This is a genomic window from Vibrio atypicus, assembly GCF_009811315.1.
Lineage (GTDB): Bacteria > Pseudomonadota > Gammaproteobacteria > Enterobacterales > Vibrionaceae > Vibrio > Vibrio atypicus.
Map to the genome: position 1 here is coordinate 581604 of NZ_BLID01000001.1, position 21050 is coordinate 602653.

The window sequence follows — 21050 nt, forward strand, 5'->3', positions numbered from 1 at the left end:
ATCCTACTTCGTAAATTTCATTTTCATGTAACTAAGTAAAATTGAGTTGCGATTCAATTCACGGTTTCCTCCCCAAGTAAGCATACACTGAGCCTCCTTCTACTTCTGAAATCATGCCTAGGATCTGGAGGTCACAATATGAAAAAGAACTTCGTTGTCATTGCTCTTAGCAGCTTAGTTGCGATGTCTGCAACATTCCCTACCTATGCCAATGAAACTGCCGTCATTCAAGCCCCGGTTGACTATTCTCAGCTCGTTACCAAGCGCCAAATTGTCGACCAATTGTTAAGTGATGCAGTTGTCGCCTTCAAATCCCCTTCTCGGATTTCTCACGCTGGTTTTACGGCGAAGATGCCGAGCAATATGGAGATTGTCACCGAGCGATTGTTGCAGGCGTATCAACTTGAACCTTACAGAACAGATTTATTGATCTCAGCTGCGAACGCGCAAATCTACAACAAAAATGTTGATAGAGCGGTTGAGCTATTTCAGCAAGCTCTTTCTACCGCTCCTGATGACGTCGATCTCCACGCTTATCTAGCCGTTTGGCAGCGATTCAAAGGTAATCAGGCGGAATCAGACAAGCACATGATGACCCTATCCAAACTCAACAATGGTAAAGCGGCTGACATCCAACGCATCTTTGATACCGTGGATCGTGTACTAGCCACACCTCTAAAAGAAACTGCAGACAAAGGCTACTTGGATGAAAAAGGCGCAATCATCACGTTAGGCTACGCTCTCAACCCAGACGGTTCTATGCATCAAATCTTGGTCGAACGCCTAGAAACGACTCTGGCAATGGCAAAAGCGAATCCAAATGCCTTAATCATTTTGACTGGTGGTGTGCCTAAAAATTACAAAACCGAAGGCAAATTGATGGCTGATTGGTTGATTCAAAAAGGTATCAATAAAGATCGTATCATCGAGGAAAACTATGCCACCAGCACCGTCGGTAACGCTCTGTTTAGCAGCTATGCCTTGGCTCGTCATAATATCAAACACGCCACGATCATTAGTTCAGCAAGCCACGTTCGCCGAGGTCAAACACTGTTTGAAGTAGCCAGTTGGCAAACCGGCCCGCAAGGCATCACCTTTGATACAGTAAGCTACCCAGACAAGCCACTGAAAGACTTAGCCAAGGCCAGTGATGGCGAGCTGCTCGGTATCTACCGTGATGCCCTACGTACTTATGGCATGTGGAGTTATCGCTCTTACCCGTTAGAATCTCGATAGAAACACGTTGAATCAGAAGCCTGCAATCGCAGGCTTTTCACCATCATTTGTTTAACCAAACCTATCAAAACAGCCTATACATCGAAATTACCTATCAAGTGAAATAGGAAATGGCTATCAATAGGATAGTTACAAGCGATTTTCCTTAAACACACTCCGATGCGAATATACTTTCCGAAAGCAACAACAGCTCAGCTTAAAACATTCAAAGGAAAGTAAATTATGATTAATACTCAAATCAAACCATTTGCAGCTACAGCGTACAAAAACGGCGAATTCGTTGAAGTAACAGAACAAGACGTTCTAGGTAAATGGGCAGTATTCTTCTTCTACCCAGCAGACTTCACGTTTGTATGTCCAACAGAACTGGGCGACCTAGCAGACCACTACGAAGAGCTACAAAAACGTGGCGTTGAAGTTTACTCAGTATCAACTGACACACACTTCACTCACAAAGCGTGGCACGATAGCTCTGACACAATCGGCAAGATCCAGTACTACATGCTTGGTGACCAAACAGGCAACATCACAAACAACTTCGGTGTGATGCGTGAAGGTCAAGGCCTAGCAGACCGCGCTACTTTCCTAATCGACCCAGAAGGTACTATCCAAGCAATGGAAATCACTGCTGAAGGTATCGGTCGTGACGCAGAAGACCTACTACGCAAAGTGAAAGCGGCTCAGTACGTAGCAGCGCACCCAGGCGAAGTTTGCCCAGCTAAATGGAAAGAAGGTGAAGAGACACTAGCACCATCTCTAGACCTAGTTGGCAAAATCTAAGCCACTGAATTTAAGCTCCTATCTGACATGCTGATGGGAGCTAAATAAAGAGAGCATTCCGGGTTAGATACTTTGACGACCTTCGGCCTGGTTTGCTCTCTCCCTCCGATTTTATCCAGAGTAACCATTGAATTAAGGCATTAACAACTATGTTAGACCAAGCGATCCAACAACAACTCAAACAATATCTGGCTAACGTAAAACAAGAAGTACGTTTAGTGGTTAGCCTAGATGAAAGCAAGGCATCGAATGACATTCTCTCTCTAGCAAACCAAATCGCAGAGATGAGCGACCTAATCACCGTTGAACGTGACGACAACGCAAGTGCACGTAAACCAGTGATGGCGGTAACGAACCCAGCGAAAGGCACATCACTGCGCTTTGCTGGCTTACCAATGGGTCACGAATTTACCTCTCTAGTATTGGCACTGCTTCACTCTGGCGGTCACCCAATCAAACTAGAACCAGAAGTGATTGAGCAAATCGCAGCACTAGACAAAGATCTCGACGTAGAAATCTTCATTTCACTGTCGTGTCAAAACTGTCCGGACGTGGTTCAAGCGTTCAACATGATGGCGGCGATCAACCCGAAAATAACAGCAACCATGATCGACGGTGGTTTGTTCCAAGATGAAGTGAAAAAGCGCGACATCATGGCCGTACCAAGTGTATTCGTGAACGGTGAACTATTTGGTCAAGGCCGTATGTCTCTAACCGAAATCCTAAACAAAGTGGATGATGGCGCGAGCGAGAAAGCAGCGAAAGCACTAAGTGAAAAAGACCCATACGATGTACTTGTAGTCGGCGGTGGCCCTGGTGGTAGCGCGGCAGCTCTATACGCTGCTCGTAAAGGTATTCGCACTGGCGTTGTCGCCAAGCGCTTTGGTGGTCAGGTGATGGACACCATGGCAATTGAGAACTTCATTTCGGTAAAACGTACTGAAGGTCCAAAACTGGCAACTGACCTAGCAGAGCACTTAAAAGAATACGACGTAGACGTTGTGACTGAGCAGCAAGCTGAGAAGCTAATGGGCGCAGCACACACAGAAGACGGTTTGATTCACATCCAACTTGAAAGCGGCGCAACGCTGAAGAGTAAGAGTGTCATCCTTAGCCCGGGTGCACGCTGGCGTGAAATGAACGTTCCGGGTGAGCAAGAGTACCGCAACAAAGGGGTCGCGTACTGCCCACACTGTGATGGTCCACTGTTCAAAGGCAAGAAAACTGCGGTTATCGGTGGTGGTAACTCAGGCATCGAAGCCGCTATCGACCTTGCTGGTATCGTAGAACACGTAACGGTTCTTGAATTTGCTGACGTACTTCGCGCAGACCAAGTGCTTATCGACAAAGCGAACTCACTACCAAACGTAGACATCATCACGATGGCGCAAACTACTGAAGTTGTGGGTGATGGTACTCGCGTAACAAGCTTGAAGTACAAAGACCGCAACACAGATGAAATCAAAGAGATTGAACTGTCAGGTATCTTTGTTCAAATCGGTCTAGTACCAAACACAGAATGGCTAAAAGATTCAGAAGTCGCGTTATCTGAGCGCGGTGAGATTGAAGTCGGTAGCCGTGGCGATACTAGCCTAGAAGGTGTCTTCGCAGCCGGTGACGCAACAACCGTTCCTTACAAACAGATCATCATTGCGATGGGTGAAGGTGCAAAAGCAAGCTTAGGCGCATTTGACTACCTAATCCGTAAGCAAGGTTAATCTTAACAATTTGTCGCAAAACATACGGTGTGGGTTTGAACAAAATCCATCGGGGCACCGTAGAAATTGATGATAAGAAATAAAACAAAAACTGGAAGCCCAAAGTATTGCCAGCAGGTATTCACTGCTGGCTTTTTTGGTTTTGGGGCAAGTGATTGGCATCCATAACAACTGAATGACTACATTGCTGTATCTGTAATTCAGGAATGAGCAAAAAACGCCTGCAAATGAATAGCTGTACATTTGCAGGGTTTGACTCAATTACAAGCGATACTCTTTAAGTTCGCCTTTATCAGTGATCGTGGCATAGGCGAGTTTGTTGCCATAAATGTCTTTGAAGCCGATGTCGATGGAGTTGCTCGCATGGACAATTTTAGTGATTAAGATATCGCCTACATCATTGCTAAGAGTGAGGTAGTAATGCACATTGCGGCTGCAAGGGATTACTTTTTCTTTAAAGGTTTTGCTGATGTAATACATTGACTCACTGTTTAGCTCTACGCCATGCTTCTTAACGATATCCACTAAGCTGCTAACAATAGAGCCGACTTTTTTTAATTCACCGGTTAAAATCATCATTGCCTCCAATCAATCGTAGAACCCAACGGATAAGCTTGGGCGCAGTGCTTGCAACCGCGACTAGACGTAGACAACTCTGAAAAAGCAACGGCAGCAGAAGGAACATTCAAATTATTCATATTTATACTGATTATTTTGTTGTGTCCCATTCAAGCTATCTTGAGAGCATTTACTGAAAAAGTAATTTAAAGTTGCATTTTTACTCGGTATTTTCGAAGTATTCACTCTAACTAATGAATTTTGTTTTTATTTTCAATCGGTAAGTGAAATTTTCACCCTCCATTGAAGTGGTAGATATTTAGCCAGGCTAATTTAAATTAATCACTTACAATGATCCAAATCAGGCCTTCATTTATTACTCACCGCGAAAGAATACTCTGTTTTTTCATCGGCTAATTTTTGAAAACCATTCACAATGAACATCGATATTTCATCGCTAATTAATACTCATACGATAGTCCTCACTCTATACTGATATATATAAGAAGAACCTAATCTAGGACACGCCTAATGCGCTTTCTACTCTTAATATTAGTAATACTGCTAGGCTCCACTAGTTCACTTGCTGCAACAACCAAGACAATCACTCTTGCATACTCTGATGTGGAATCTTTCCCCTTTCAAATGGGTAATGGAACCTCTGTCGCTGAACCTCCCGGCTTATCGCTTGATGTCATAGAACAAGCCGCGAGCATGCTAAATCTAAGAATCAACTATGTAAGATTGCCTGGAAAAAGAGTTCTAAACCAAATTAAAACCAACCAAGTGGACGGCGGTTTTATTTTTTCTTACAACCAAGAACGTGCCCAATATGCAAAATACCCAATGAAAGAACAAAAAGCCGACAGCGCATTACGTATCGCAACATTAGACTACTTTTTTTACAAACTGAAAGACCAGTCACTAAAGTGGGACGGGGCAAAACTGGAATCGACCGAAGAAACCTTAGTTGGAGCTCATACTGGCTTTTCAATCATTAAGAAATTGAAGCAGAATAAAATAAATACTCTTGAAAAAGAGAGTACAGAAAAATTATTCGAGATGTTAAGCAAACGGCGATTAACCGCTGTTGCCGTCCAAAGTAACATTGCCAATAGTTATATTGATGAAAATAATTTGGACAACATCGAAAAAGTTACCCTTCCTATATCTACCAAAGATTACTATCTGATTTTTAGCCCTAAAATGGCTGAAGATAATCCAGCATTAGTAAAAGAGATATGGAGAGTCATAGGCGAGATCCGAGATAAGGTTATCGCTAACAACATGACAAAGTACTTAGCGGAAGAGAAATGATTAGTAAGACCCTTTGTTTAACTGTCAGTGTTTATCTCTATTTCGCTAAACACTGACACCTTCTTACCTTGGTCTGCCTCACTTAACTCAGTGCCTGACAAATCGTCCCCGTTTTATCTAATTTCACTCTCGCAAGCGAGCCATTGATCAGAGTTAGATTTGGAGGAAGATGGCCAATATCCATATCATAAACAACCGGAATACCCATGTTTGCCAGACCATTTTGAATCGCGTCATGGTAAGTCAGCGCCTCTTCATCGGTTGGTTCAGGCACTGCACTACGGCCAAGCAGTAGCCCGTTTATATGCTTGAACACGCCTTTAAACTTCATGCTAAGCAGCGTACGTGCGACGTCAGTAGGTGACATCTCCGCGTTTTCCAAATAGAGCAGCACGCCTTCAGGGTAATCTCGGGACAACGCTTTAAGATCCAAATACTCAGTCTCAAACAGGTGCAGCAACGTATCCCAACAACCACCGATAAGACGCCCCTCAACAGCTAAACCAGACTCTGGCTTAACAAGCCATTTCCAGTTTGATGATGTATCAGTTGATATTCCGGATGCAGGATAATTAGCGATATCTGGCCACTGACTTGCGTAGGAACCGGAAGCCCGTTGAGAGAAGCTCTCGCCAGTTGGTGTCATTAGGTAGTTGAGCGTATTGGAAGTAAGAGGATCAGTCGCTTCGGGTGCTAGATCCATATAGTTAGAACAATGACCCGTAGCCCAACGAAGCTTACTGGCAAATACAGCAGCGATGGTACTGATGTCAGAGAAGCCTAAGATCCACTTCGGCCTTACATGTTCTAGTTTGGCAAAATCAATGAGGGGAAGTAGTTCCATCGCCAACTCCCCACCCCAAGGTGGATAAATGGCGTCAATTTCATCATCTAACAAAAACGCCATTAGCTCTTCTAGGCGTTGCTCTATAGGTGCGCTGACATGTTTAAGTTGGCCGTACAAACAGCCTCCTACAACCACGTTGAAACCTTGGGATTCTAGGTGTTGCTTAATGAGGTCAAACCTTGGTTGATGTTCCTTAGCTATACCCGACGAAAACGCTGTGACAGCGATGGTGCTTCCTTGACACAAGGGATTAGGATACTTCATTGTTTTTCCTCATTAATTCAAGCTAGCTTTGAAAGTACCCACTTCCAATAAAGATTGCAATGCTGTGTATAGGCATCAAAACAAAAGCCAGTATGAGCGATCATACTGGCTTTCTTATTAGGGCTTAAATCCGCGTTAAATGCACAAATAACTAAGAGCAGGTTTACTTGCCGCCTATGCTCAAACGAGCAAAACGAACATCTGGCGCAAAGAAAGTTCGGCTATCGTTGATAAGCTGAGTATCACCCACCGCCTCTACCTCTTGCAGCATCTTGTAGAAGTTACCCGCCACCGTGATGCCACGTACTGGTTGAACACGCTGTCCATCTCGGCACAAGAAACCACTCGCACCAAATGAGAAATCACCGCTTACCGCATCCGCACCAGAGTGAACACCCTGTAGTTCAACAAGCTCTAGGTACTCACCTGCTTTTACATCTGACGCGCTGCTTTGACCAGTTGCAATCACTCTATGGTTTGCCGCAACATCAAGACTCGATTTCGCGCCGCGAGAAGCACTAGCGGTAGAAACCGCGCCTAAGTAGCTTGCCGTCTGACTGTTGTGAAGTAAGGTATTCAACTGACCATTGGCGATAAGAATATTGTCTTGCGAAGCAAAACCTTCACTGTCAAAGCTAGCGATAGCCATACCATTTGGCATAAACGCAGCGTCAGTCAAGGTAATCAACTCGCTCGCAACACGTTGACCAAACTTGTCACCCAGTGGCGTGATGCCTTTCATTGCGCTGACACCCGAAAATGCACTACCAAACGCGCCAAATAGACTGCTAAGCGCATTGATGTGGAAAATGGCTGGGTAGTTATCCGTTGCAACTGGCGCGCCATCAATCAAATCACGAGCTAGGTTGTAACCTTCTTCGATACAGTAAGTCGAATCTAACTCATCAAAACGACGCCCTAACGACATTTTGCCTGCCATCGATTGTTTGCCACCTTTCTCAAACAAGGTATACGCATAACAGTGGAAAGCGCGCTCAAAGTGCTGACACAAGGTTCCTTGGGTATTAGCGATAATAGAAAGAGTCTCACTATCGCCATAACCATTGTACGGTGAGCTAGAAGCGTGAGGTCTAGAAACGACGCCCTGCTCTAAGGCCAAAGAAAGTTCGATTTTCTCATCTACCGAAGCGGAATCTTGCTGCGCGATTTCTGCAACCTCAGTGGTGATTTTGCTCTCTGCACAACGGATTGTTTGGTGCTCATCTTGCTTAGAGAATCGCGCGCTTTGCAGGGCGTTAGTCAGCATCAAATCTAAGCTTGGATGCTCTAATGATTCAGAGTAGCTCGTTGCAACGCGAGCATCTTTGACCACGCGAACACCAAGCACTTGGCTGGAGCTGACCTTGTACTCGTCTAATTGGCCTTGGTTCGCTTTTAAAGAAAAACTGTTGCTACCATTTACGATCACATCCGCTTCTGCCCCTTGGCGTTTTGCTTCGGATAGGACGTAATCAACGGCATTAAGAAGTTGTTGTTCTTGGCTCATTAGTTACCGCCTCCGACCAAAATATTATCAACTTTCAGCGTTGGCTGACCGACTGTTGTAGGCACTGAACCACTTACCGATCCACACATACCTGGAGCAAGCGCCATATCTTTACCCACCATGCTGATCTCTTTGAGGACTTTCGGCCCAGTACTGATCAAAGTGGCTGTTTTTAGCGGCTTAGTGATTTTGCCGTTTTCAATTAGATAAGCTTCTCGCACAGCAAAGTTAAATTCCCCTGTACCCGGTTGTACAGAACCACCGCCCAGCTTCTTGGCATAGACACCACGCTCAATGCCGGCCAGCATGTCATCTAATGAATGTTCGCCCTCTTCGATAAAGGTGTTACGCATACGGGATGTTGGTGCAAACTTATAGTTTTGACGACGACCAGAACCCGTTGGTTCATAACCGGTTTTGTTGCCGCCCATTCTATCGACCATAAAGCTGGTAAGTTTGCCATCTTTGATCAATTGAGTTCTTTGAGTTGGCATCCCCTCATCATCCACATGGATAGAGCCCCACTCGTTAGTCATGGTGCCGTCATCAACAGCACTCACAGCGCTATGTGCGATCACTTCGCCCATCTTGTCGTGGAATACAGACGCTTTCTTCGCAACAGAAGTCGTTTCTAACAAATGACCACACGCCTCATGGAAGATAACGCCGCCAAAACCGTTACCAATCACGACAGGCATCTCACCAGACGGACACACATCTGCGCCGAGCTTAACCAGCGCTTGCTGAGCAATCACTTGGCCTAGCTCGCGTGCGTCTAATTGCTCACTAAACTCCCAACCAGACAGCGCACCCGGGCCTTCTGAACCGGAAGATTGCTCCGTACCTTTTTGCGCGACCGTATTACCTGCAATGCGAATGTAATGACGCGTGTCATCAACGTGCAAGCCTTCTGAGTTAAAAATCGTCACCTGCTGCTCTCGCTGAAGCACACTACCAATAAATTGGCTAATATGTTCACTTTCAGCGCGGGCTGCTTCATCAGCTTTAAGCAAGAAAGCAATTTTAGAATCTAGATTGGCATCACGACTCAATGGCATACGGCAAGCGTGTTGAACAGGATAGCGGTTTAGATTTAGAGCACCTGCACTCGCTATCTGATCGCGCTTGTCCTTCGCTGCTAATAGCGATGTAACACGTTTTAGCTCCGCTTCATCAGTACTATTGGTATAGCCGTAAAGCACTTTTAGGCCGAAGAAAAGACGAATACCAATACCAAAATCGATACCTGAGTTAACCTTATCCACTTCTCCAGAAGCAATTTGAACCGTATTGGTTTGATGGTGTTCAACGAATAATTCAGCGAAGTCAGCGCCTAAAAATAGGGCATGGTCGATCACCGATTTCGCTGTTGCAGAATTAAGCATGAAATCTCCTTGCTTGTAGAACGTCCTAACCTTGTCACTCCTGAGAGCTTTCTTAAAAAAGCCCACAAAGATTGAATTCACTTTAGAGGAAAGGCAATGCGCAGGATTTTAACATTTTTTAAATGCAGAACCCTTCTATTAATTCTTAAAAGCAATGAGTTGCGATCTACGCCATATTCACCAAAGTAGGTTCCCCTCAAGACAACACCATCGCTATTTCCCTATAAAAAATGTGATTTAAGCGCGCAACATTTAAACTTTATTGTGAATAAGATACTCAACTAAATTAGTATTAATTTTATAATATCTCGTTACATTTGTAGGTTTTATGTTTGGATTGGGTAAAGTAAAAGCAGAAAATGAAGCGCTGAAGGAAGAGTTAGTCGCGTTAAATAAGCAGCACCAAAGCGATATCGAAGATCTTCGCAGGCAACTTGGTGAAGCTAACAACCGTCTTGAAACCGCTCAGAGTGACCACGGCAGTAGTGATGATCTGATGTCGAGCAGCCTAAAAGGCGGCAGTATGATTCAGGCAATCCGCGATGAGATGGTAGAAAGTGCACAATCTATGGCACACGAAAACCAAGAGCTTAAACAACTAGACGAGATGTTTAAGCAAACACATCAGGCACTATCGCGATTGGATAACCGAGCGATAAAAATCAGCTCCCAAGCATCACAAAGTATAGAGTCTGTGCAAATACTGGATAACACTGCCACTTCTATCTCCCACCTAGTCTCTACTATTCAAGAAATCTCAGACCAAACCAACTTACTTGCTCTGAATGCAGCAATTGAAGCCGCACGGGCTGGCGAAGCAGGTCGAGGATTTGCCGTCGTCGCCGACGAAGTTAGAAACCTAGCAGGTAAAGCCAGTGAGGCAAGTGAACAGATTGACTCGTTAGTGAACCAAGTGCTCACTCAAGTTAATGCAATAAAGGCCTCTATTGATGAAAACCAGACTTGTGCAGAAGAAGTTTCAACCTCTTCGGCTCAAATTGGCTCCATCGTCAACGAAGTCGTGGTGAAGTCAGAGCACATGCAGCAAGTCATACATATTGCCTCAACTCGTGCATTCTTAGATACAGTCAAGCTCGACCATGCAATCTGGAAGAACAACATCTACCGCCTACTACAAAAAGGCGCGTTCGGAGAAACCGTCAATAGCTACTCTGAGTGTCGCTTAGGTCAATGGTACTACCGTGGTGACGGCAAAGCTTACAGTGGGCTACGGAGCTATGCATTACTTGAAGAGCCCCACAAAAACGTACATGACAATGGCCGTGACGCAATGAATCAAGCGAAATCCGGCAACATGCCTGCAATGGCGGCTTCGATCAATTCGATGGAAGAAGCCAGTGAGCAAGTTGTAAGGCAAATCGACCGATTGATGGATGAGATTGTCGCAAGTTAAACACGATAGCTATTATTCCTCCATTCAGATAGTGAAGAGAAGGCGCCTCGTTCATCGTTAAATCGCCTCAATTGCATGCCGCAGTTGGGTGAGTCCTAACTAAACCTAAAGGGATGACTAATGTCATCCCTTTACAATACCACCTAAACGGGCTGACTAAGCATAAACACCACCACCAACGCGAGACAACTCCCCATACCTCTATTTACCCATATCACCTTTTGTGGCGACTGTATAAAGCGATTCAACATAGTGCCAAAATAAGCCCAAACAAACATTCCAAGCACGCCCGTTATCACCATCACGCTAATAATAATCACCACTTGAACCAAGTAGTCATCGTTCGGTGAGATAAATTGAGAAAAAACGGTTAGAGACGCAACCCAGCTTTTTGGGTTAAGAATTTGCACCCAAACCCCGGATAAAAAGCCGGACTTTTTCGCATTGGAATTATCATCAAGTTCCATTGTAGCAATCGACCACGCCAAATAGAGCAAGTAAGCCGCACCTATCCATTTCAGAACCATGTATAAGCCAGGATAAAGGGTAAACAAACTGACGAGTCCGACACTGGCACCAATCAACATCAGAATAACTCCCACGGCATTGCCCAATACAAACGGCACTGTTGCAGAAAAACCGTGTCGGCTTGAAATGCCTAGCAGCGCGACGTTGCCTGCCCCCGGCGTCAAAGAAATAGAAACGGCAAACAACAGAAATGCAGCCAACAAATGAGCGTCCATTGACTCTCTCCCATTAGAAAATATTTGATATGGGAAACAGTTTAACGATTTGGGTAGAAAGAAAATTGCTATCTACGCTACGATAGAAATGAATTTGAGCAAAATATTTCCAATTTAACCATGAAAAAGAAAGAATCCACCAATTTTGAATTAGATAGTACCGATTTCGCCATTCTTGAACATATTCAGAAAGATGGCCGTATGAGCAATTCCAAACTCGCCGAAACAGTGAACTTGAGTGAGACCCCGTGCTGGCGTCGCTGGAAGAAAATGGAAGAAGAAGGTTACATTGAAGGGTACGCCGCGAAGCTAAACCGTAAAAAACTCGGTTTTCAAGTCTCTGGTTTTACGCTTGTGACCCTCGGCAGCCACGAAGTCGAAAACACCGAGCCCTTTGAAGACTTTGTCGCTGAGGCCGATTGGATTCTAATGTGCCACTGCATTGCGGGCGGCGCAGACTATATCGTTCAAGTGGTTGCCCATGATCTCGATGAATATTTTGAACGCATCAGCTCGATGAGGCGCGTCAAAGGCGTCAGCGCCATTCAATCCAATGTCTCGGTGAAAGAGATAAAAAGCACCTTTCAATTACCATTGGAGTAGCCTCTGAAGGTTCGGCAACTCTCATTCTCCTCATCGACCATTAACGCGAAACTGCTGTGGGGTGACATCAAAATACGCTTTAAACGCTTTGATGTAAGAAGAGTCGTTTTGATACCCCACTTGGTCGGCAATGCTTTGGATAGAGAATTCTTCGTCGAGTAAAGACAGTGAATAAATCAGCCGAATTTGCTGCCGCCACAACTGAAACGATGTGTTGAATTCTTTGGAGAACAAGCGCGACAAAGTTCGCTCGGATGCTCCCACTTTTTCTCCCCACTCTTTGAGTGACCAATCTAATGCTGGCGTGTCGGTCAACGCTTCGAATATCAACTTTAAGCGCCTATCTTCTGGCAGCAGTAACTGAAAGGTCTGCACGTTATCTTTCATGATTTGATCGTGTAGTACGCCAAGCAAGCGCGATACTTCCTCATCGCCCACCACTCCTTCACATTGGCGGCGTATTTCCTGTAGCAGCTCGTTCAAAAACGGCGTGAGAGTGATGGTTCGCACTTGATGTTCATACTCAGTACCAAACTCAGGGTTCAGATAGATACCTACAAATGTCGTATGGCTTAGCGCAATGGATTCATGTTGAATACCGGCAGGCACAAACAACGCAGACGTATGGGGCACAAGGTGTTGGTAGTGATCGGTTTTAGTTTGCAATAGCCCTTTGATCGGGAAAATGACTTGATGCCAAGTATGTTGGTGCATCGCATCAATGTAACCTTTAGGCATGTCGATGGTCTTAACCAGTGCCGGTGAGTGAGGATTGGCAGCCATCATCTCATTTGACGTTAAGACACCGGAGTGAGAATCGATTTGGCGGGTTAGCATCATTAACTGTCCTTACATCCCTACTCTGACAAAGATTAGCTAGGCTATCATGATTTACAGATTAGGTTGAGCCGAAAAGGAAGGAATATGAACAAGATTGGTGTCATCAATAGCGTATTGACCGGAAAAACGGTGGCCTTTGCCCATGGTGCGAAAAGTGCCATCAACAAGCTAATCGTAGATGAACGTCAGCACACGACAGAACTTGGGTTTACCAATGACGAGCAAGGCGATCCTCGCTTTCATGGCGGCATTCAAAAAGCCCTTCATATTTACCCAAGTGAACACTACCCTGTTTGGCAGCAAGAGCTCGGCGAAAAAGCAATTTTCCAATCTGCTGGGGCGTTTGGAGAGAACCTAAGCTCCAGCGGTGTTACTGAAGAATCCATTTGCTTGAAAGATAAGATTCGCATTGGCTCAACCCTGCTGGAAGTCTCCCAAGGGCGCATGCCTTGCTGGAAGCTCAACGTGCGCTTTGATCAAAACGATATGGCAAAAAGAGTGCAAGACACACTTCGAACAGGTTGGTATTTCCGAGTGTTAGAAGAAGGTGATATCGGTGCAGGTGACGAGATTCTTCTGTGTGAGAGGCCTTATCCAGAATGGCCGATATCTCGCATCATGGGTGCCGTATTTACAGGTAGTCTAGACAAACAAGAACTGAGTCAACTGGCTGAACTGCCACTAGTCGAATCGTGGGGAGCACTGATTGAGCGTCGCCTAGAAACAGGCAAAGTGGAAGATTGGGAAATGCGCTTGGTTGGCCCTACTGCCGAGTAAATTCAACTTAATCGTAAAGATAGATAATGAAAGCTCGAACCTTACCGAGCTTTCATTAGTGAGCAAATCCGCCGTTAAATAACTACTCAACAACCGCCTGATGCTGAACAATATCAATGTTGATGCCTGATGGGTCTTCAACCATAAAATGAATCTGCCCCCATGCCTCTTCTTTTAAAGGCATAGAGATAGTCATATTAAACTCTTGCGCCTGTACATAGGCTTTCGCGGCATCTTTGACCTCTAAGCTGATCACATAGCCATTCGGGTCCATAATTCGATGCAAAAACTCTGGTTGAGAGGGGTGGTTAGGCACTAAGAACCCCAGTTGCACACCATTTTCCATTGAGACCAAATGCAAATAGAAGCCTTCCTGATAGTATACCGACTCAAAGCCAAAAAACGTTTCATAGAAGGCTTTCGCTTGGACTAGATTTTCCGTCACCATAACGGGAAACATCGCATTAAACTCGATCATAGTATTCTCCTTGCTGACAATGTTGAGTTACACGTTATCGCTAGGGAGAATGATGCGTGATTGCGAAGAGGTTCTATTGTACAAAACGGACATAGCGGAAAACTTATTCGGTGAAATCCCAGCTAAACGACTAAATTCGCGAGAAAAATGGGACTGATCAAAATACCAATCTGCCCAAGCCGTTTTATCTTGTTCAACTTGCCACGCTCTTAACACATGTTGAAAGCGCGCGACCTGACAAAACGCTTTCGGGCTTACCCCTAAGTATTGTTGCGTCAAACGCCTAAGTTGCCTGTCAGTAATCCCAAGTTGATCGGCGGCTAATTCTTTTAAGGAAAAATGACGAGGAGATTGATAGCAGTAGCGAACAAACTTTAGCACCCTAGGGTCAATCACTGGCCTGTCGATATGATCCAACATGACTCGCGCTAAGCGCACACAGCTTTGGTGAAACCCTTTACTGCCCGAGAGCGATTCCTGTAACCGCTCGATGAACAAAGGTGATAATAACTCTCTTATCGGCAATTGATGATCGGTTGGGCTCCACTCCTCGACCGTCTCTGAAAATAGAGAATATTGGCCAAGTAACCGAAACCGAATACCGAAATAACGCGTCGGGCCAGCAATCGGGTAGACGATAGGTTCGGTAAATGGCGACACTAATATCGCCTCATCTAGGTTATTCAGGCTGATAATGAGGTCTACGCAATTATCCGGCACGCTTCGATAAAAGAACTCTCCCACTGGCACATCTAACTGCCAAAAGTAATGCACCCAGTGGCTCAAAGGCGGTGGAGGCGTCCACGTTTGGTAGAGATTGTTATGTACTTGACCTTGAAGAGGTTGAAGTTCGGGTATCAGCATAAGCTTCAGTATAGGAGATTAGCCTGGCTTCGCTATACGCACTCTGATTAGGTAGCTTGATGAATCTTTAAGTATTACGTTAACTCGGAGGTGATAAACAAAAACACAATAGGTAAAGTGCTCCAGATGCCTTTATTCACAGTCATCTCCTGTAGGCTCCGAAAACTCGACTCCAGTTCCATCTAACGCTTTGTTATAAGAGGCATAATGTTGGCTTCTCAACTTAGTATTTAGTGTTAATGCATGCACAGTATCTTTAGTGCCAACTGCGTCATCCCAGTCAAGCCCCAATTGTTCAAGACAATGAATGATTGGAAGTAATTTCTCAGAATGTAACTCGGCAACTTCAGTATCTACTTCTGTACCTGCTGAGTAATCATAGTCAAATACCGTTTGTAAATGCCTTGCACTTTGCTGATAAAAGCCACGCTCATTTTCTGGGATCACCAATGCGTTAATAAATTCATCGATATCATCTCTGATGCCATTTTCATTGGCATCGACACCTTTTAACGTATCATCGCGATTAAGGATAGGCTCAAAATTCTGATAAAGGTACGTTAATTGCGCCTTGGTGGTTGATGCGCTCTCTAGGGCTTGGCGATCTTGTTCTGAAAGCACAATTTTATCTTCCTTGTTTCTCGCGTTGCCCTCAGGGACACACCCAACCAACAATACACACCCAACTAGTGCAGCAACAGTTTTGTCCATTTAGTAATTCCAAATTCCATTGAGTTAACGTATTAGATCAAGATACCTTTATTTACAGTCATCTCCTGTAGGCTCTGTACCTTCAATTCCAGTTCCATCTAACGCTTTGCTGTAGTATGCATAATGCTGGCTTCTTAACTCTGTATTTAAAGTCAATGCAAAGACCATGTCCTGAGAGTCACTAGCATCATCCCAAACTAGATTAAGTTGCACCATGCAGTGAATGACAGGTTCAAACGTCATTGCGTGTGCATGTGCAGTCTCCGTATCTATTTCCATCGCCCCAGAGTAGTCGTGGTCAAATACCGTTTGTAAAAATCTTGCACTTTGCTGATAAAAACCACGCTCATCTTCTGGGATCATCAACGCATTAATAAACTCATCAATATCATCTCGGATCCCATTTTCATCGGCATCAACGCCTTTCAGCGTGTCATCCCGATTTAGCACAGGCTCAAAATTCTGATACAGATACGTCAATTGCTCCTTGGTGGTTGATGCGCTCTCTAGGGCTTGGCGGTCTTGCTCTGAAAGCACAATTTTATCTTCTTTGTTTCTCGCGTTGCCCTCAGGGACACATCCAACCAGTAATACACACCCAACTAGTGCAGCAACAGTTTTGTTCATTTGGCTATTCCTAGTTTAATTGAATCAACGTATTAGATTGAAAATATAACCTATTTTGGTTCTCTCAATTTAGACAGGGGGTAGTTGAAACAACTTGATTGACAAAGTGTGAGTAAGAGCAAGTGGAAATGTCTCAATAACTGAATAGGAGGCAAAAAAAAACCACCAAAACGGTGGTTTCATTAAAACTGCCTTTATTTAAGGTCACGACCTTGATTGTTTCTTGGTACTGGTATTTGAGCTTTTCGCCTTACCCTGAAACTGCTTAATGCTCTTTTTGCTGTTGGTTCGGCGGTTGGCTTTTTTATCACGCGGTGCACGTTTGCTCTCGCCTGTTGATGGTTTATCGGTCACGGGGAAGCCTTCTAGCTCTTGAACGGGTAGCTCACGCTGAGTCAGGTTACGGATCGCTGCAAGCGCTTCTGCTTCCCCATGGCAGACCAATGACATCGCCACGCCTTGTTGACCAGCACGAGCGGTTCGCCCTACGCGATGCACATAAGTTTCTGCGTGCATTGGCAACTCAAAGTTAATCACCACTGGCAATTGTTCGATATGAATACCGCGCGCTAAAAGATCGGTCGCAATCAACACTTGTGTTTGCCCAGATTTAAACTGCGCCAGCGCTTCTTCACGCTCTGCTTGGCTCTTGTTGCCGTGCAGCGCACTAGTTGAAAGTCCGGCTTTATTGAGTTTCTTTGTCAAACCATCTGCATTCTCTTTCGCACCGATAAAAACCAGTACTTGCGACCACTGATGCTGACTAATTAATTCAATCAACGCTTTGGTTTTACTGCCCTTGTTCACCAAATAGAGGGTTTCAGCTATATCTTTGTTGGTGCTGTTTTCTTGATGAGCAAAAATCTGTTTCGGCGAGTCCATTAAAGATGATGCTTTCTGTTTCAGCTCTTCAGAAAAAGTGGCCGAAAACATGGCGGTTTGGCGCTTATCGGTGAGGTTTTTCACTATGTTCTGAACGTCGGGCCAAAAACCCATATCCAATAGGCGGTCAGCTTCATCAAGTATCAAAGTTTTCACGCAGTCCAGGTTTAGCTCTTTATTTTTAACCAGATCAAGCAATCGTCCTGTCGTCGCGATAAGAATATTAGGATGTTGTGTTAATACTTCAAGCTGCTGCTCTTTCTCTACACCACCGCACAGAACCACTGAGCGCAAGCCTAGTGACGGAGCAATTTGATCTATAGCCTTACACACTTGCGTCGCGAGCTCTCGAGTCGGAACCAGTACTAACGCTTGCTGCGAAGGGTCATTGTTAATCTGCTCAAGTATTGGAAGTGCATAGGCTAAAGTTTTGCCACTGCCTGTATTGGCCAACGCTAAGATATCTTTCTGAGCCACCAGTTCAGGAATAACTAAAGTCTGAATATCGGTTGGCTTGTTGAACTCATTGGGCAGAGCTTGAACGAGCTCTGAACTCAAAGATAGAGAAGAGAAAGACATCAATTGGAACCTTACAAATAGAAAATTAAACGCAAGCGGTCGGAGCTCACAGGCATATCGTCATCAAGAGTATATCATCGAACATTAACCTGAAACCGACAAAGAATTTGCTGCGGAGAATAATATGATAGTAATTACAGGTGCAAGTAGTGGTCTTGGTGCTGCGCTGGCGAAGCTCTACGACGGGCGTGAAGAAAAGGTATGCTTAACTGGTAGAAGCGAATCTAAGCTTTCACATATCGTTGAACAACTTTCCAGTAACGCTCAATATAAAGCGTGCGACTTGGCTAACCCTCTCGAAGTGAAGTCATTATTCGAAGAGCTTACCTCAGCGCCTGAAACAATCATCCACTGTGCGGGAAGTGGCTATTTTGGTTTACTTGAAGACCAAGACCCAGAAGAGATCCAGCAGCTGATTCAAAATAACCTCACCTCTGCTATTCACTTGATACAAGAATCGATCAAGCGCTATCAAAATCAACCGCTAAACTTAGTTATCGTGATGTCGACAGCGGCCCAGCAACCAAAAGCCCAAGAATCAACCTACTGTGCCGTCAAATGGGCTGTAAAAGGATTGGTCGAATCTGTCAGGCTAGAACTAAAAGGCAAACCAATGAAAATCATCGCCGTTTATCCGGGAGGAATGTCGACAGATTTCTGGTCTACAAGTGGCAAAGAACTCGATACCAGTGGCTTTATGATGGCTGAAGATGCCGCCACTATGATAGCCGGCGCGCTGTCATCGGTTGGTAACGGATTTGTGTCCGATATTACCGTGAATAGAAGCTAATGCTCTGCGCGCCCGACTCCTATTAATTACTCATAAGTACCGCGAATAGGGTAGTTATTCGTCGGGTTGCGGATAAAAGCAATACCAGAAAGTAGTACATTGAGATCAGGGCGAACAAATGGACCATTAGAGATATCAATGATTTGTACCTGCCCCTGATCATTGACGACAAATAAGCCTGGTTCGGAAAATGGGTGATCGGTTTCTTGCTCAGAACGCGGATGGGAAATATACACACCGAGCGTCTGCATTTGCTCAATAGTTAATCCATAAGCAACAGGGAAACTCACCGATAATTGCTCCATATGTTGTGCCACTTGCGCTTCGCTATCTGCCGACACCGCGACAATATCTACCCCTTGTTGAAGAAATCGAGCTTTCATCGCCTCAAGCTCATTCAAGTAACGAGTACACAATGGGCAATGCTTACCACGATATACAACAACTAATCGCCAACTTGCGTCTTCTGATGGCTTACCCAAATCAATCACCTCCCCTTGATAGGTTGGTAAGGTTAAAGTCGGAAATAAGCCACCTGCTTTGAATTTTATTGTCATTTTCTTATCCTAAGTTTTAGATACTGATGGGATAAACATGGTAAAAATGAAAAGTTGCCCCCTCTAACCATGCCCACTTCAATGAGACCGACGTTAACGTTGAATGTATTCGCAAACCGTTTCAATTAATCTATTTGGCTCATTTACAAGACTGGGCAAAGGTCCCAAAGGTGAGTATCTTGGTGATATAAAAAACAATTGAGAACATCTATGCCTAGCATCAAACAACAACTCCAAGCGCTAAAAGTTATTCCTGTCATCGCCATCGATAAGGCTGAAGACATCGTTCCTTTGGGTAAAGTCCTAGCAGAAAACGGACTACCTGCTGCAGAAATAACATTCCGTTCGAACGCGGCTGTCGAAGCGATTCGCCTCCTACGAGAAACGCAACCAGACATGCTTATTGGCGCAGGCACTGTGCTCAATCGCGAGCAAGCCATTGCAGCTAAAGAAGCCGGGGCAACGTTTATCGTGTCACCGGGCTTTAATCCTAATACCGTGAAAGCATGCCAAGAGATCGGCATTGATATTGTCCCAGGGGTAAATAATCCAAGCACCATTGAAGCGGCATTGGAAATCGGGCTCACAACATTGAAGTTCTTCCCAGCAGAGGCATCAGGCGGCGTGAATATGGTTAAAGCTCTGCTTGCGCCATACACCGATGTTTCTTTAATGCCAACGGGAGGCGTGAATCAAAATAACATCAAAGAGTACCTCGCTATTCCTCGCGTTTTAGCTTGTGGTGGTACTTGGATGGTGGATAAAAAGCTGATTGAAGCGGGAAATTGGGACGAGTTAGCCCGACTAACTCGTGAAGCTGTTGCATTAGTAAGCGAAGAGTAAATTTTCAGAGATCTTGCTATAGGGTTAAGCGTTACTTTTTACGCCACACCCTTTTATGACCAACTGAGTTAAAAACTCGGCCGCTTGGCGATAATCTTGCGCGTCGAGTTCATCTTTTTGCATCACATTACAGATCTGCCAACCAAAATCAGCATAGGTTTGGGTCGCGGCCCAAATGGTAAACATTAGGTGTTGCGGTGGGACCTCATCCATCAAACCTTGCTGTGACCATGTCGCAAACTTGTCTATCATCATTTGCGACTGTTTAAACAGCTCCGTGCCAATATCATCGGGTAATGCTTTCGCACCAGACATGACTTCATTGGCAAAGACTTTGGATGCATGAGGATGTTCTTGAGAGATACGTAATTTCGTTTCTATATACTGACTCAAAGCTTCAACCGGATCGCTCAACTCTTCTATTGGACGAGAAGCTTCAAGTAAGGGTTGAGTTACCGTCTGCAGCACTGCGTAATAAAGTTTATCTTTCGAACTAAAATAGTAGAACACGTTAGCTTTCGGGATCTCGGCCGCTTTTGCTATATCGACGATTTTAGTCGCAGCGTAACCATGGGTAGCAAATTGCTCACTCGCAACCTCAATGATCAGATCCTGATTTTTTTGCCTAATCCGTGACATCTTCTTTCCTTTGGTTTTACTCTCGCTCCATAGTAAACAAACTGTTAGCGAACACAAAACAATGGTTCGAAAATATAATTAAACCTTGGGG

The 21050-nt window shown here is 44.7% G+C and carries 22 protein-coding genes; 9 read left to right on the top strand and 13 right to left on the bottom strand.

Annotation, left to right across the window (positions count from 1 at the left end):
- Positions 1 to 183 precede the first annotated feature (183 nt).
- The 3 genes from GVO60_RS02590 (at position 184) to ahpF (ending at position 3734) form a co-directional block, all read left to right on the top strand.
- Positions 184 to 1236, top strand: a complete 1053-nt coding sequence (locus GVO60_RS02590; protein WP_371862430.1) for an ElyC/SanA/YdcF family protein — start codon at positions 184 to 186, stop codon at positions 1234 to 1236.
- 222 nt (positions 1237 to 1458) lie between these two features.
- A complete protein-coding gene (gene ahpC, locus GVO60_RS02595; RefSeq protein ID WP_005374632.1) occupies positions 1459 to 2016 on the top strand; it encodes an alkyl hydroperoxide reductase subunit C in 558 nt (185 codons plus the stop codon).
- Positions 2017 to 2165: 149 nt separating this feature from the next.
- Entirely contained in the window at positions 2166 to 3734 is a 1569-nt protein-coding gene (gene ahpF, locus GVO60_RS02600; protein WP_159651033.1) for an alkyl hydroperoxide reductase subunit F, read from the top strand.
- A 261-nt stretch (positions 3735 to 3995) separates the two neighbouring features.
- Here ahpF and GVO60_RS02605 read toward each other — a convergent pair whose 3' ends face one another.
- Positions 3996 to 4313: a hypothetical protein gene (locus tag GVO60_RS02605; RefSeq protein WP_225874889.1), complete on the bottom strand. Its 318-nt coding sequence runs from the start codon at positions 4311 to 4313 to the stop codon at positions 3996 to 3998.
- A gap of 510 nt (positions 4314 to 4823) precedes the next feature.
- Between GVO60_RS02605 and GVO60_RS02610 the strand changes: the two genes are divergently transcribed.
- A complete protein-coding gene (locus tag GVO60_RS02610; RefSeq protein ID WP_159651034.1) occupies positions 4824 to 5609 on the top strand; it encodes a substrate-binding periplasmic protein in 786 nt (261 codons plus the stop codon).
- A gap of 82 nt (positions 5610 to 5691) precedes the next feature.
- Here GVO60_RS02610 and GVO60_RS02615 read toward each other — a convergent pair whose 3' ends face one another.
- The 3 genes from GVO60_RS02615 to GVO60_RS02625 all read right to left on the bottom strand — a co-directional run bounded on the left by GVO60_RS02615 (position 5692) and on the right by GVO60_RS02625 (position 9612).
- On the bottom strand, positions 5692 to 6720 hold the full coding sequence (locus GVO60_RS02615) for a S66 family peptidase (protein WP_159651035.1): 1029 nt from the start codon (positions 6718 to 6720) through the stop codon (positions 5692 to 5694).
- A gap of 163 nt (positions 6721 to 6883) precedes the next feature.
- Positions 6884 to 8227, bottom strand: a complete 1344-nt coding sequence (locus GVO60_RS02620; RefSeq protein WP_159651036.1) for a TldD/PmbA family protein — start codon at positions 8225 to 8227, stop codon at positions 6884 to 6886.
- On the bottom strand, positions 8227 to 9612 hold the full coding sequence (locus GVO60_RS02625) for a TldD/PmbA family protein (RefSeq protein WP_159651037.1): 1386 nt from the start codon (positions 9610 to 9612) through the stop codon (positions 8227 to 8229). The genes GVO60_RS02620 and GVO60_RS02625 overlap by 1 nt, the downstream gene beginning before the upstream one ends.
- A 328-nt stretch (positions 9613 to 9940) precedes the next feature.
- Between GVO60_RS02625 and GVO60_RS02630 the strand changes: the two genes are divergently transcribed.
- Positions 9941 to 11026, top strand: coding sequence for a methyl-accepting chemotaxis protein (locus tag GVO60_RS02630; protein WP_159651038.1), 1086 nt, complete (start codon positions 9941 to 9943; stop codon positions 11024 to 11026).
- A 143-nt stretch (positions 11027 to 11169) separates the two neighbouring features.
- Here GVO60_RS02630 and GVO60_RS02635 read toward each other — a convergent pair whose 3' ends face one another.
- Positions 11170 to 11769, bottom strand: a complete 600-nt coding sequence (locus GVO60_RS02635) for a LysE family translocator (RefSeq protein WP_159651039.1) — start codon at positions 11767 to 11769, stop codon at positions 11170 to 11172.
- Positions 11770 to 11889: 120 nt separating this feature from the next.
- Here GVO60_RS02635 and GVO60_RS02640 point away from each other — a divergent pair, with 120 nt between their 5' ends.
- Complete coding sequence (locus GVO60_RS02640) at positions 11890 to 12372, top strand: Lrp/AsnC family transcriptional regulator (protein WP_159651040.1); 483 nt, start codon at positions 11890 to 11892, stop codon at positions 12370 to 12372.
- A 30-nt stretch (positions 12373 to 12402) separates the two neighbouring features.
- Here GVO60_RS02640 and GVO60_RS02645 read toward each other — a convergent pair whose 3' ends face one another.
- Complete coding sequence (locus GVO60_RS02645) at positions 12403 to 13212, bottom strand: AraC family transcriptional regulator (RefSeq protein ID WP_159651041.1); 810 nt, start codon at positions 13210 to 13212, stop codon at positions 12403 to 12405.
- A gap of 84 nt (positions 13213 to 13296) precedes the next feature.
- On the opposite strand from GVO60_RS02645, the gene GVO60_RS02650 reads away from it, so the two are divergent.
- Positions 13297 to 13989 carry an MOSC domain-containing protein gene (locus tag GVO60_RS02650; protein ID WP_159651042.1) on the top strand — a complete coding sequence of 231 codons (693 nt, stop codon included), beginning with the start codon at positions 13297 to 13299 and terminating at the stop codon, positions 13987 to 13989.
- Between the two features lie 82 nt (positions 13990 to 14071).
- Here GVO60_RS02650 and GVO60_RS02655 read toward each other — a convergent pair whose 3' ends face one another.
- From GVO60_RS02655 to GVO60_RS02675, 5 genes are all read right to left on the bottom strand, one after another.
- Positions 14072 to 14467, bottom strand: a complete 396-nt coding sequence (locus tag GVO60_RS02655; RefSeq protein WP_159651043.1) for a VOC family protein — start codon at positions 14465 to 14467, stop codon at positions 14072 to 14074.
- 27 nt (positions 14468 to 14494) lie between these two features.
- The gene (locus GVO60_RS02660; RefSeq protein WP_159651044.1) at positions 14495 to 15331 is read right to left on the bottom strand and encodes a helix-turn-helix domain-containing protein; all 837 of its coding nucleotides are present in this window, start codon (positions 15329 to 15331) and stop codon (positions 14495 to 14497) included.
- 132 nt (positions 15332 to 15463) lie between these two features.
- A complete protein-coding gene (locus tag GVO60_RS02665; protein ID WP_159651045.1) occupies positions 15464 to 16042 on the bottom strand; it encodes a hypothetical protein in 579 nt (192 codons plus the stop codon).
- 48 nt (positions 16043 to 16090) lie between these two features.
- Complete coding sequence (locus tag GVO60_RS02670; protein ID WP_159651046.1) at positions 16091 to 16669, bottom strand: hypothetical protein; 579 nt, start codon at positions 16667 to 16669, stop codon at positions 16091 to 16093.
- 204 nt (positions 16670 to 16873) lie between these two features.
- Complete coding sequence (locus GVO60_RS02675) at positions 16874 to 18130, bottom strand: DEAD/DEAH box helicase (protein WP_159651047.1); 1257 nt, start codon at positions 18128 to 18130, stop codon at positions 16874 to 16876.
- A 124-nt stretch (positions 18131 to 18254) separates the two neighbouring features.
- Between GVO60_RS02675 and GVO60_RS02680 the strand changes: the two genes are divergently transcribed.
- Positions 18255 to 18920: an SDR family NAD(P)-dependent oxidoreductase gene (locus tag GVO60_RS02680; protein ID WP_159651048.1), complete on the top strand. Its 666-nt coding sequence runs from the start codon at positions 18255 to 18257 to the stop codon at positions 18918 to 18920.
- A 26-nt stretch (positions 18921 to 18946) separates the two neighbouring features.
- Here GVO60_RS02680 and GVO60_RS02685 read toward each other — a convergent pair whose 3' ends face one another.
- Positions 18947 to 19477: a peroxiredoxin-like family protein gene (locus GVO60_RS02685; RefSeq protein WP_159651049.1), complete on the bottom strand. Its 531-nt coding sequence runs from the start codon at positions 19475 to 19477 to the stop codon at positions 18947 to 18949.
- Between the two features lie 210 nt (positions 19478 to 19687).
- Between GVO60_RS02685 and GVO60_RS02690 the strand changes: the two genes are divergently transcribed.
- Positions 19688 to 20320: a bifunctional 4-hydroxy-2-oxoglutarate aldolase/2-dehydro-3-deoxy-phosphogluconate aldolase gene (locus GVO60_RS02690; RefSeq protein WP_159651050.1), complete on the top strand. Its 633-nt coding sequence runs from the start codon at positions 19688 to 19690 to the stop codon at positions 20318 to 20320.
- A gap of 24 nt (positions 20321 to 20344) precedes the next feature.
- Here GVO60_RS02690 and GVO60_RS02695 read toward each other — a convergent pair whose 3' ends face one another.
- Positions 20345 to 20959, bottom strand: coding sequence for a TetR/AcrR family transcriptional regulator (locus GVO60_RS02695; protein ID WP_159651051.1), 615 nt, complete (start codon positions 20957 to 20959; stop codon positions 20345 to 20347).
- Between the last annotated feature and the right edge of the window lie 91 nt (positions 20960 to 21050).